This is a genomic window from Bacillus sp. CGMCC 1.60114 (genome assembly GCF_042676365.1).
Taxonomy (GTDB): Bacteria; Bacillota; Bacilli; order Bacillales; family Bacillaceae_G; genus Bacillus_A; species Bacillus_A rhizoplanae_A.
In genome coordinates, this window is the sequence record NZ_JBHTHG010000118.1 from 707,452 (window position 1) to 720,069 (window position 12,618).

General features: G+C 35.6%; 10 protein-coding genes and 2 other annotated features (1 of these 12 only partly in view). Of the genes, 2 read left to right on the forward strand and 8 right to left on the reverse strand.

Annotated elements, in window-relative coordinates:
- The gene (locus ACFQZ1_RS24890; protein ID WP_377884833.1) at nucleotides 1-1,629 is read right to left on the reverse strand and encodes an ABC-F family ATP-binding cassette domain-containing protein; all 1,629 of its coding nucleotides are present in this window, start codon (nucleotides 1,627-1,629) and stop codon (nucleotides 1-3) included.
- A gap of 699 nt (nucleotides 1,630-2,328) precedes the next feature.
- Here ACFQZ1_RS24890 and ACFQZ1_RS24895 point away from each other — a divergent pair.
- Nucleotides 2,329-3,195, forward strand: coding sequence for a GNAT family N-acetyltransferase (locus ACFQZ1_RS24895; RefSeq protein WP_377884834.1), 867 nt, complete (start codon nucleotides 2,329-2,331; stop codon nucleotides 3,193-3,195).
- Nucleotides 3,196-3,293: 98 nt separating this feature from the next.
- Here ACFQZ1_RS24895 and ACFQZ1_RS24900 read toward each other — a convergent pair whose 3' ends face one another.
- Nucleotides 3,294-4,517 carry an MFS transporter gene (locus tag ACFQZ1_RS24900; RefSeq protein ID WP_377884835.1) on the reverse strand — a complete coding sequence of 408 codons (1,224 nt, stop codon included), beginning with the start codon at nucleotides 4,515-4,517 and terminating at the stop codon, nucleotides 3,294-3,296.
- A 184-nt stretch (nucleotides 4,518-4,701) separates the two neighbouring features.
- Between ACFQZ1_RS24900 and ACFQZ1_RS24905 the strand changes: the two genes are divergently transcribed.
- Nucleotides 4,702-4,905 (forward strand): hypothetical protein, encoded by a 204-nt coding sequence (locus ACFQZ1_RS24905; protein WP_377884836.1) that lies wholly within the window; start codon nucleotides 4,702-4,704, stop codon nucleotides 4,903-4,905.
- 42 nt (nucleotides 4,906-4,947) lie between these two features.
- On the opposite strand, the gene ACFQZ1_RS24910 is transcribed toward ACFQZ1_RS24905, so the two are convergent.
- The 6 genes from ACFQZ1_RS24910 to ACFQZ1_RS24935 form a co-directional block, all read right to left on the reverse strand.
- A complete protein-coding gene (locus ACFQZ1_RS24910; protein ID WP_377884837.1) occupies nucleotides 4,948-6,120 on the reverse strand; it encodes a GNAT family N-acetyltransferase in 1,173 nt (390 codons plus the stop codon).
- A 112-nt stretch (nucleotides 6,121-6,232) separates the two neighbouring features.
- Nucleotides 6,233-7,525, reverse strand: a complete 1,293-nt coding sequence (gene aroA / locus ACFQZ1_RS24915) for a 3-phosphoshikimate 1-carboxyvinyltransferase (protein ID WP_377884838.1) — start codon at nucleotides 7,523-7,525, stop codon at nucleotides 6,233-6,235.
- A gap of 24 nt (nucleotides 7,526-7,549) precedes the next feature.
- Nucleotides 7,550-8,650 carry a prephenate dehydrogenase gene (locus ACFQZ1_RS24920; protein WP_377884839.1) on the reverse strand — a complete coding sequence of 367 codons (1,101 nt, stop codon included), beginning with the start codon at nucleotides 8,648-8,650 and terminating at the stop codon, nucleotides 7,550-7,552.
- Entirely contained in the window at nucleotides 8,643-9,737 is a 1,095-nt protein-coding gene (gene hisC, locus ACFQZ1_RS24925) for a histidinol-phosphate transaminase (RefSeq protein WP_377884840.1), read from the reverse strand. The genes ACFQZ1_RS24920 and hisC overlap by 8 nt, the downstream gene beginning before the upstream one ends.
- A 14-nt stretch (nucleotides 9,738-9,751) precedes the next feature.
- Complete coding sequence (gene aroC, locus ACFQZ1_RS24930) at nucleotides 9,752-10,924, reverse strand: chorismate synthase (protein WP_377884841.1); 1,173 nt, start codon at nucleotides 10,922-10,924, stop codon at nucleotides 9,752-9,754.
- 99 nt (nucleotides 10,925-11,023) lie between these two features.
- Nucleotides 11,024-11,254, reverse strand: a binding site (T-box leader).
- A gap of 7 nt (nucleotides 11,255-11,261) precedes the next feature.
- Complete coding sequence (locus tag ACFQZ1_RS24935) at nucleotides 11,262-12,338, reverse strand: bifunctional 3-deoxy-7-phosphoheptulonate synthase/chorismate mutase (protein ID WP_377884842.1); 1,077 nt, start codon at nucleotides 12,336-12,338, stop codon at nucleotides 11,262-11,264.
- A gap of 142 nt (nucleotides 12,339-12,480) precedes the next feature.
- Nucleotides 12,481-12,618 (reverse strand) — a binding site (T-box leader) (it continues 95 nt past the right edge of the window).

Sequence of the window (12,618 nt, forward strand, 5' to 3'; positions counted from 1 at the left end):
TTATTTTGCTTCTTTATACATCGCTTCTACTTGTTTTTGAAGCTCTTCGTTCTCTAAATACTCATCATATGTCGTTTGTTTATCAATTAAACCGTTTGGTGTTACTTCAATAATACGATTTGCAATTGTTTCAATAAACTGATGGTCATGTGATGTAAATAGAATTGTACCTTTAAATGCCATTAAACCGTTGTTTAATGCTGTGATAGACTCAAGGTCTAAATGGTTCGTAGGATCATCAAATGTTAATACGTTTGCACCACTTAACATCATTTTAGAAAGCATACAACGTACTTTCTCTCCTCCAGATAAAACAGAAACATTTTTCTTTACTTCTTCACCAGAAAACAGCATACGACCTAAAAATCCGCGTAAGAAGCTTTCAGACTCATCTTGTGGTGAGAATTGACGTAACCATTCCACTAAGTTATACTCACTATTCTTGAAGAACTCAGAGTTATCTCGTGGGAAGTATGCTTGAGATGTTGTTACACCCCATTTAAATGAACCGCTATCAGGCTCCATTTCACCTGCTAAAATTTTAAATAATGCTGTAATTGCGATTTCATTACGACCAACGAATGCAATTTTATCACCTTTATTAACAGTGAAGTACACATTATCTAATACTTTTTCACCATCGATTGTTTTAGAAAGACCTTCTACTGTTAATAAATCATTACCTACTTCACGCTCTGGTGTAAAACCAACGAATGGATAACGACGAGAAGATGGTTTAATATCATCTAATGTGATTTTATCTAATAATTTTTTACGAGAAGTCGCCTGCTTCGCTTTTGATGCGTTCGAACTAAAGCGTGCAATAAAGTTTTGTAATTCTTTTACTTTCTCTTCTTTTTTCTTATTTGCATCTTGTGTTAACTTTAATGCTAATTGGCTAGACTCATACCAGAAGTCGTAGTTACCAACATAAAGTTGAATTTTACCAAAGTCAAGATCCGCCATATGCGTACATACTTTATTTAAGAAGTGACGGTCATGGGATACAACGATAACTGTGTTTTCAAAGTTCATTAAGAAGTTTTCTAACCATTGAATTGCTTTTAAGTCTAAGTGGTTCGTAGGCTCATCTAGTAATAGAATATCTGGTTGACCAAATAATGCTTGTGCAAGTAATACTTTTACTTTCTCTGCCCCTGTTAACTCAGACATTTTTTTCGCATGAAGGTCTTCACCAATGCCTAGCCCTTTTAAAAGAATCGCAGCTTCTGATTCTGCTTCCCAACCGTTTAATTCAGCAAATTCGCCTTCTAACTCAGCTGCGCGCATGCCATCTTCATCGCTGAAATCTTCCTTCATGTAAATCGCATTCTTCTCTTGCATTACTTCATAAAGACGTGTATGCCCCATAATAACTGTTTCTAAAACTGGGAATTCTTCATATTCAAAGTGGTTCTGTTTTAAAACGGCTAAACGCTCACCTGGTGTAATATGAATATCTCCTGTTGATGGATCAATTTCACCAGATAAAATTTTTAAGAATGTAGATTTACCAGCACCGTTTGCTCCAATTAAACCGTAACAGTTACCTGGTGTAAATTTTATGTTAACATCTTCAAAAAGCTTACGATCTGCAAAACGTAAACTTACGTTACTTACTGTAATCATGTAGTTCCTCCTAGTAATACCGCTGCATCCAGCGTTTTCTCACCGAATGTCCTAAAAGTCGCAGTTTACGACTCACTTATTTTAGACTATAGCTATTATATAGTAGAACTTGAATGAATAGCAACATAGATTCATTTTCTACAAGGAAATCAAAGAGCTTTCAGCAACAATTTCCTCATCTTTCTCTCATAAATTTCGTTTCACTATCCTATACATTTAATGTCGTCCAAATACGATTCCCTTCCTACAAATGTATATTACTATTCTGAAAGAAGCTCAGGAAGCATAACTTTTTGTTCAAAACGCGTAGACAATACCATCAAAGGAGATGTTAATGTATGAGCTATCATAACAATCGAAATGGTTCCAATGTTTTAAAGATACAACGCAAAACTTCCAATTTTGATGCTTGGAAATATGAGTCTATTTATAAATATTCTCCTCTATTTTCGTATAAAAAGCTTTTCAAAACTTTTTTTCGCATCTTTTTCACAAAAATAAAAAATTGAATAACTAAAATATTGATATAAAGAAAACTATTATTAAGTAAACAATTGACTCATCTTTACGCCACGAAAGGAACATTTATTTACAACTAATTTTATTAGTTGTATTTATCTAGTTTTTCGGCATTTTTTTGAATTTTCAGCGATATTAAATTATCATGGATTAAGACCTATTGAAGGCGGAGGGATTGTTGTGCAGAGTCAAATTGAGTTTCAAATATCCAATTTTTATAAAGAAGATATACCTAGCCTTATTGCTCTTTCAGCTTCAGTTGGTTGGGATTATGACGAGAATGAAATCTATACAATTATGTCAGCAGGTACCATTTATGGGCATAAAACAGAGCAAGGTGAAATTATTTCAAGCGCAGCCCTTATTCCTTATGGAAATAACTTGGCTTCTATAGGAATGGTAATTGTGAATGAAAATTACAGAGGATATGGATTAGGTAAGAAGGTTATACAAGCTTGTATTGATTCAGTATCTAATAATGTCACAATTATGTTAGCTGCAACTGAAGAAGGCTATCCTCTTTATAAAAAATTAGGATTTCAATCAATTACTTGTATACATAAATTATTAAGTGATAACAATAATTCATTCTACCATATCAAAAAAAATCATGATTACGACATTGTTCCGTTAACTGATAATCATTTTATTGATGTACATAAGTTGGATCGACGTGCAGTCGGAGCAGATAGAAAATCATTTCTTAAATCTAGAATTAAACAGGCAAATCAAGGAGTATTAGTTAGAGAAAAAAATGGAAATTTAATTGGCTATGGATTAAGCATACAGGGACCAATTCATTTAATTCTCGGCCCCATTGTAGCACTTAATCAAGATGTAGCAACTCATATCATTCATTACCTTACTACAGGCTACAAAGGAAAACTGAGAATAGATATACCTGATGAACAAAGTTCATTTATAACATATTTAGAGCAATGTGGATTTAAAAAGGTAAGCCAACCACCAATAATGATTAAAAACTCAATTCAATTACCAAGAAGAAATGGTACACTTTATGGTATTGCTGCTCAAGCTTTCGGCTAAAAAATTTAGCATTTCAAAAATAATTAAATCCTAATTTCTCAGTTTTATAAGCGAGGAATTAGGATTTATTAACATTATAAATTCATATTTTCTTACCACTATCCAATTATATTATGGGCATTCACTTGTTCATTTTTTGTTTTAAGTAAAACAAAAGATAACCCCGCTGATATACAAATGAGCGCAGCTCCAAATATATAAACCATTCTGATACCTAAGTATTCAGCTATCATGCCGACTATAAAAATAGAAAGACTCGAGATTGTTGATAATAGGACGCCGCGAGAGGCATATACTTTTGGAAGTAACGATACATCTATGTTTATTTGAAATGCGGTTTGCTGCGCTACATCCCGTATTTGATATGCCGGCCCCATCGCAATACAGAGTAAAAGTGATAAAAGAGGAATACTATTAAGCCCATATAACAAAGTAAGAACGCTAAATAAAAAAGATCCTATTGCCATACTAAGTATAAGGTTTTTTTGAATCTTTTTCGCTAAATATATCGTTATAAATCCTCCTACAATTGTACCGATATAATAACTAGCGTTAATATATCCCCACCATTGTTCTCCTTTATGAAGTATTTCTTTTACATAAACCAAGGTAATCGCACCAACCCATATTTGACTAGCAACCCCTTCAATTACATCCATTAATGTAACCACTCGCAGGGTTGGGTTACTCCAAAGGTGAATCCACCCTTCCTTCATAAGAGTCCATTTAGATGCCCCTTGATTTTCTGTTACCTGATTGTAAAGGGAGCGAATTGCTATATACAAACAAATAATAGAAAACCATAATAAGACAGTTGTTATTAGTAAAGTTGAATTATGACCTATTTTTACGACAATAAATCCAGTTAAAGTATAGCCACCAATTTGTACTGCTTGATTTGAAATGCTTAACAAGCTATTGGCTTTTACAAGCTCTTCTTTTACAACAATTTGGGGAACTATAGAATTTAATAAAGGACTACCCCATCCTTCTACGAAAGAAAGAATCAATATGTAAGTGAATAAAATATAAATATGAGAAGTTAAAAATGTAAATCCTAATAGTAATAAAGTGATCAAAATAGCCTTAGTAATTTGTAAGTTTACAAGTGCCTTTGATATAGAAGTATTTTGTAGAATTAGTGGTGCTGATAAGCCAGCTATTAATCTTGTAACGGCTTTAAAAAAAGGAAATAAAGAAGCGAATAATATAGATTCTGTTTTCTGATAAATGTAAGTCGTAATGACCATGATGTATACGACATCTGCTAATGAAATGCTTGTTTGAGCTATCCAAAATGAATAAAATCTATAATTTTTCATCGACACCTCCAGGTAAGAAATATAATTTAATTAAAATTATTATAAAGTAAATATTGTTAAAAATAAATAAAAATTACAAACAATAAAAAGAACCTTTACAACCCTAAATAAAATTTCACCTGCACATTTCAAACAAACAAATGAATATACTATTTCATACATGATCCATTGGAGTGAACTTATTATGAACCTCTTTCCAATAAGGGTTGTTGCTGTTACTCCCGTAGTAACCCCTTCCGTTCACGTTGCCGCTATTCATACAGCAAGCCCCGTTGTAGGAATTGTAACGCCATTCATTTGGCCATATCCACCCATTCACTTATCAGTAACACATCCACAAGTCAGCTATTATTACCATCACATTCCTACAATATATAGAAAATATTGATGAACCATTTAATTTTTATGTTCTTTATCTATTTATAAATGATTAAAAGAAATCATAAAAAAATGGTTGTTCGGTAGGAATTAGGTTTTCAAATTGTTTTATGTCTTTTTCCATCCCAGAAATGGCACCAATTTGATATAATTCCCATGGACTTTTGTAACCGAAAAGAGCTGTAGACAGTGCATTAATATTTACATGTACTCCCTTCTCTTTTAATGCTACAGCTTCTTTTTTTCTTACCAAAGCTGCTTCTTTTTCTCGTAAAACTACTGTTTGATTATTCCAATGTGCAAATGAATCAGAAATATGTAAGATAACCTCTTCTTCATTATGTTCCCAAGCAAATGGATATTGCTTAATAAACCGCTCAACATCAACGATTCTAACCATAAAGTAAGGTTTTATTTCCGCTTTAATACGCGGCTCTTGTAGTGAAAATAGCAATGGTTCTTTTTCATGAACGACTATCTCAAGTTCTTTAATCATTGAATCATGCTGGCAAATGAAATTCCATAAACCCGTTCTAGCTTCACTGTTTAAGGGTACAAATTCTTCTACTTTCATCTTAGAGCTCTCTATTTTATACAAAATATAGCCCATTGGCTCATCCGCTCGATTATAATAAACTGCTGCATTTAGGTCACCATAGACAAAATTTAACCATATATCTCGATCTCGAACTAACATACCGGAATATTTCTTCGCAAATTGCTCATATACAATTTCAATCTCTTTCAAATGAGAGTCCTTCTTAAATCGTTTTATGCTTCCTGATACATGTTCTTTCATAATTAAATCAGCTTTTGTTAATGAACATACAAGGCGATTCGCAAACAACTCCCATCCATACTTCCTGTAAAAAGAAACAGAAAATGGGTGTAGCATAGAAACGCTATAACCGTCTTGTCTCATTGTCTCTAAAACATGTTTTAATAGTTTTTTTACATAACCGTTTCGTCTAAATTCTGGATATGTAGCTACCCCTGCAATTCCACCCATTTTAAATTTTTCTTCACCTAAAAATACTTCAAGCGGGATAAGATGTAATTTTGCAGCAAGCTCTTTTTCTTCTAATATCCCAAATATTTGATGATACTTTTTCAACAGCTGAAGTCGTTTTTCAATTTGATCTTCTGGTACTTTATATTGAAAGGCATATTCAGATAGCCGAATTGCCTTCAGGTATTGTTCTTCTAATAATTGGATTACTTCCATACTCCCGTTCCCCCTATATCGTATTCATAACTACACATGCAAAATTTAATATAACACAATAATCAGAAAATATAAATTTTACAAATTAAAACCCGATAGATCTCATATCAATCTACCGGGTTTCTAACTTCAATTTCTCAATCTCTTCAAAAAATCTCGGATACGATACTCCAACAGCTTCCGCATCATGGATTAATGTCTCTCCTTCTGCAATGCAGCCAGCTATTGCAAGCATCATTCCAATTCGATGATCGCCATGACTATTAACGACATTTCCCTTTAAAGGTGTTTTCCCATAAATAATCATACCGTCATCAGTCGCCTCAATACGTGCCCCTAATTTTGTTAGTTCTTCTACAACTGTATCAATTCGATTCGTTTCCTTTACCTTTAGCTCATGCGCATCTTTAATAATTGTAATTCCTTCTGCCTGCGTTGCTGCAAGAGCAATAATTGGAATTTCATCAATTAATCTTGGAATGATTTGGCCGTCAATCTCAATTCCTTTTAAATTAGATGTTTCAATTATAAGATTAGCAGCTGGTTCTGCAGCATCTATATCAGACTGTTCCATTGCTAACTTTGCTCCCATTTTTGTAAGAACATCGATTATTCCCGTTCTTGTTGGATTGACTCCGACATTTTGTAATGTAAGTTTACTATTTGAAGTAATCGCTCCGCCGACTAAGAAAAACGCAGCCGATGAAATATCTCCTGGCACATGAATGTTCGTTCCTGTTAGCTGTTGTCCGCCTTCTATTGAAACTTTCGTTCCCTCACGCTTCACTTGTACACCAAACGCTTGAAGCATTCGTTCTGTATGATCTCTTGATACATGAGGTTCTGTAACACTTGTTACACCTTTTGCTCTTAGACCTGCTAATAAAATTGCAGACTTTACTTGAGCACTTGCAATAGGCGAAATATAATCGATGGCTTGAAGATTTCCTCCTCGTATCGTTAACGGTGTATACGTACCGCCTTCTCTTCCGTCAATTGCTGCTCCCATTAGACTAAGTGGTTTTGTAACACGTTTCATTGGTCGTTTTCCAATAGAATCATCACCTTGCAAGCAAAAATGAAGATCTGTATTCGCTAGTATTCCAAGCAATAAACGAATTGTTGTACCAGAATTCCCAACATCAAGTACGTGCTCTGCTTCTTTTAACCCTTCAATTCCTGTTCCAATTACCTCTACTTCTTCTCCGTTTTGTGTTATCGATATGCCCATCTCACGAAAACAAGAGATCGTACTTAAACAGTCTGCTCCTGGCAAAAAGCCCTTAATTGTTGTTTTTCCATGAGCAATTGCGCCAAACATGACAGAACGATGTGAAATGGATTTATCACCTGGAATAACAATCGTTCCTTGCAAACCTTCTATAGCTTTCTGTACAGTTTTCATATTTACTACGGTCCTTTCTTTCCTTTATATATTTTCATATGTTTGATACTGTTCGTACTGTAAAGATTGTGCCGCTGTCATACGATCTTCTTCTGTTTGAAAACTAATACGTAACACCCCGAGCAATCCTTCACGTGCTTCTAGTATTTGCAAGTTTGTAATACTAATCTCTTGCCTTGCAAGTATGCTTGTAATATGCGCTAATGCACCTACCTTATCTAAAACATCAACGTATAAATCGTGATAAGCGGGAATGGCACCACTTTTACGAACTGGCATAGAATCACGATATTCTTTTGCATTCGCAAAGTAAGTGTGTAATACTTCTGCATCTCCTTCTGCAACTGTATGCTGCAGTTGTTTCATTTCAGTAATCCATTCCTCTAATAATTGTAATAAATGCGAACGGTTTTGCCTTACAATATCACTCCACATTTTTGGACTACTAGAAGCGATGCGGGTAATGTCTTTAAAACCACCAGCTGCCAACATGTGAATTAACGGATTATCTCCAGCATGTTTTTCTACTTGCTTGACTAAGCCTGCGGCAATTAAATGTGGAAAATGACTGACAACACCTGTTACATAATCATGTTCCTCTGTATTTAATACAAGAAAATGCGAACGCGTTCCTTTTAGCCAATCTTTTAATTGTTCGACCTTCTCCGTCTGAACATGACTCATTGGTGTTAAAATGTAGTATGCATTTTCAAATAAATGCGCCTTTGCACTTTCTACTCCCGTTTTGTGAGATCCTGCCATCGGATGTCCGCCAATAAACGGAACACCGTTTGTCAATAATCTTTCCGCTTCATTCATAATTGTTCCTTTTGTACTTCCAACATCCGTCACGATGACATCTTCACGTAATTGATACGAAGCAATTTTTTTTAGCAGCTTAGTTGTTTCCTCGACAGGAGATGCAAAAATAATCAAATGTGCGTCTTCACACATTGTCTTTAAGTTCACTCCTACCTCATCAATTACGTTCAATCGTTTGGCACGTTCCACTTGTTCGCTTTGAATGTCATAACCAGTAATGATTACATTGTGTTCTCGCTTAATTGCTAAAGCAAGTGAACCGCCAATTAATCCTGTTCCAATTAATACAACTTTTTTACACATGTGCCTCAGCTCGAGACATTTTATTATTAAAGTGTTGTTTTAACACTGCAATCACTCCTTCATTTTGTTCACTTGTACCAATTGTGATGCGAACGCCGTTTGAAAATGGACGAATGATATATCCGGCGTGTGCACAAAGCTCGTAAATTTCCTGGGCATTTTCTAACGGTAAAAAGATAAAGTTCGTTTGAGACGAATAAAATGGAATCTCATTTTCTTTACAAAAGCTTTCATATTGATCTAAACCTTCTCGATTTGCACGAATTGTCCTTTGTAAAAATGGTTCATCATTCCATGCAAGTACTGCAGCTTTTTGTGCAAGTGATGACACATTAAAAGGAAGACGAACAACATTTAATTTCTCAATGATTGTTTCATTTCCAATTGCATAACCAACTCGAAATGCTGCTAATCCGTATGCTTTCGAAAATGTTCTTAATATCAGAAGATTCTTATACTCTCTCAAAAATGAGATTGTATCTGGAAAGTCACTCGCTGTGACGTATTCATAATATGCTTCATCAATCACAACTAATGTTTCTTTTTGAACTTGCTTCATAAATTCACGTAATTTTCGGTCATTTATATATGTGCCTGTTGGATTATTCGGGTTACAAATCCAAACAATCTTTGTTTTTTCATTCATAACTGCCGCAATTTTATCTAAGTTATAGACTCCATTTTGAAGCGGAACCTCCTTCACTTCACAGCCCTCAATTACTGCATGATGGCGGTATTGCGGGAATGTTTCTCCAGCCGTCACAATATTATCACCTTGGCAAAGCAGTGTTCGGCTAATAATTTGAATGGCTTCATCAAGACCGCTACCACATAAAATTTCTTCTTCTTTCACATGTAATTTTTCCGCAATCGTTTGACGCAGTTCTACCGCTCCCCCATCCGGGTATAAAGCATGTTCATTCCACTCTTTTAGTAATCCGTCCATCACACGAGGTGAACAACCAAACGGATTTTCATTTGAAGCTAATTTTACAAATGAATGGGCACCATAATCTGCTTGCATTTGTTTTGTGGATTTACCTGGTTTATAAGGATGCAGCGTTGCTAATTGTTCTTTTACTTTCATGAAAATCCCCCTATTTAAAATTCTTTCGCATACTTTTTATGTTGAGCAATATTTTGCTTAATAAGATCTATACGATCTTGCCCGAATTGTTCTACTAATGCAGTTGCCAGCTCCCAAGCGACAACAGCTTCTGCCACGACACTTGCTGCTGGTACTGCACAGCTATCTGAACGTTCAATACTTGCTAGAAACACTTCCTTCGAATCGATATCCACACTTGCAAGTGGCTTATATAATGTAGGAATTGGTTTCATAACACCTCTGACAACAATCGGCATTCCTGTGGTCATTCCGCCTTCTAATCCACCAGCGTTATTCGTTTTTCGTGTGTAACCCGTTTCTTCATCCCACAAAATCTCATCATGTACAGTACTTCCTGGTTGCCCGGCTGCCCCAAAACCAATGCCGATCTCAGCGCCTTTAAACGCATTAATACTCATGATCGCTCCAGCTAATTTGGCATCTAATTTCCGGTCATAATGAACGTAACTGCCAACACCAATCGGCATTCCTTCAGCAATTACTTCAACGATACCACCAATGGAATCTCCGTTACTTTTCGCTGCATCAATCGCTTCCATCATTGATTGCTCTGCTTCTTGATCTAAGCAGCGGACAGGCGAACGTTCTGAAATCATCTGTATCTCTGCTAATGATTTGTCTAGAACTTGCTTAGCTTTTACACCACCTATTTCAAGGACATGTCCTGCAATATTTACTCCTAACTCTGTTAAAATCTTTTTCGCAACAGCTCCTGCCGCTACTCTCACAGTTGTCTCCCTTGCAGAAGAACGTTCTAATACATTGCGTATATCACGATGACCATACTTAATTGCTCCATTTAAATCAGCATGCCCTGGACGTGGTTTCGTAATCGTTCGTTTCATTTCTTTACTTTCTTGTTCAGAAATAGATTCAGCTCCCATCACTTTTGTCCAATGCTTAAAATCGTCATTTTTCACAACTAATGTAATTGGTGATCCAAGCGTATAACCATGACGCACACCGCTTACAATTTCAACAGTATCCGTTTCAATTTGCATACGTCTTCCGCGACCGTGACCTTTTTGTCGCCTTAATAACTCTGTATTAATATCTTCTGCAGTTATGGAAAGACCTGCAGGAACACCTTCCAAAATAACCGTCAACTGCGGACCATGTGATTCTCCAGCTGTTATATATCTCATTTTTATTTCCCCTTTACATTTTCTTCCTGTACTAACGACCAGTAAGACTCCTACTGCTTGAAGTTGCACTTTATAAAAAAGCCCCTACTGATTCAGCTCAGTAGGGGCGATGATATCGCGGTACCACCCTAGTTATAGACAAATATGTCTACCTCTTTTTTTGTTAACGATCATATTGACCGTCTTTCCCTTCATAAAAACTTTCGTCTTTACTACGAAAAAGATGCTCCAGGGTTGTAATTCACATATATCTCTGTACTGATTTCCACCAACCATCAGCTCTCTGTTACAGGAAGATAGATGCTACTGTTTTCCTTTCAACGCAATATCTATTATATTATGATAACTTATTTTTAAATCCTTTTAACTCTTCCATGAATGCATGGAATTGTGGAATATCCATTTGCTGTGCAGAATCCGATAATGCAACAGCTGGGTCTGGATGTACTTCTGCCATAACTGCATCTGCACCAATTGCTAGTGCTGCTTTCGCAGTTGGAAGCAGTAAATCTTTTCGTCCTGTTGAATGCGTTACATCAACAACAACTGGTAAATGTGTTTCTTTCTTTAAAATTGGTACTGCAGAAATATCAAGTGTATTACGCGTTGCTCTTTCGTATGTGCGAATGCCGCGCTCACATAAAATAATTTGATCATTTCCTTGTGCAATGATGTATTCTGCTGCATTCACAAACTCATCAATTGTCGCTGCTAAACCGCGTTTTAATAATACTGGTTTATTTACTTTTCCAACAGCTCTTAATAAATCGAAATTTTGCATATTACGCGCACCAACTTGAATGACGTCAACGTAATCAAGTGCCATTTCTACATCATTTGGATTTAAGATTTCGCTAATAATTGCTAAATCAAACTCATCTGCTACTTGACGTAAAATTTGCAAACCCTCTACTCCTAATCCTTGGAAATCGTAAGGGGATGTTCTCGGTTTGAACGCACCGCCGCGCATTAATTTTATACCTTGTTCTTTCATAGCCTGAGCAACTTGGCGAACTTGATCTAAACTTTCAACTGCGCAAGGCCCCATAATAAATGTTTGTACACCGCTACCTAATAATTCACCTTTTACATCAACAACTGTATTTTCTTGTTTCTTTTTACGTGAAACTAATAATGCTTTACGATTGTCATCTTCTTGCAATTCTAAACTTGCTTTAAAAATTGTTTTGAAAATATGTTGCACTGTAGATGTTTCAAATGGCCCTTCGTTATGTTCAGCAATCATATCAAGTACTTCACGCTCACGAACAGGATCGAAGCGTTTCGTACCTTGCAGTTTCTTTTGTTGACCAATGTCTTGAACAACCTTTGCACGCTCATTTAATAAGTGCAGAAGTTGTAAGTTAATTTCATCCACCTGTTTACGTAATTGTTCTAATTCATGATTTCCCATTGAAAATTCCTCCTTGTATCATTTGAAAATTTATAATAAGGGATTGAAAATTCCCTATTTTCTGAACCTAATGTTTGTAACAAAAGAAGGTTGGTAACGATTCCTTGTGAAAAATATACAAAAAACCCCTACTGATCCGATCAGTAGGGACGATTATTATCGCGGTACCACCCTAGTTGCAGACAAAATTGTCTACCTCTCTTCTTTGTTAACGATCACACTGACCGTCTTTCCCTTCATAAAGACATCATCTTTACTACGAAAAAGATGCTCCAGGACT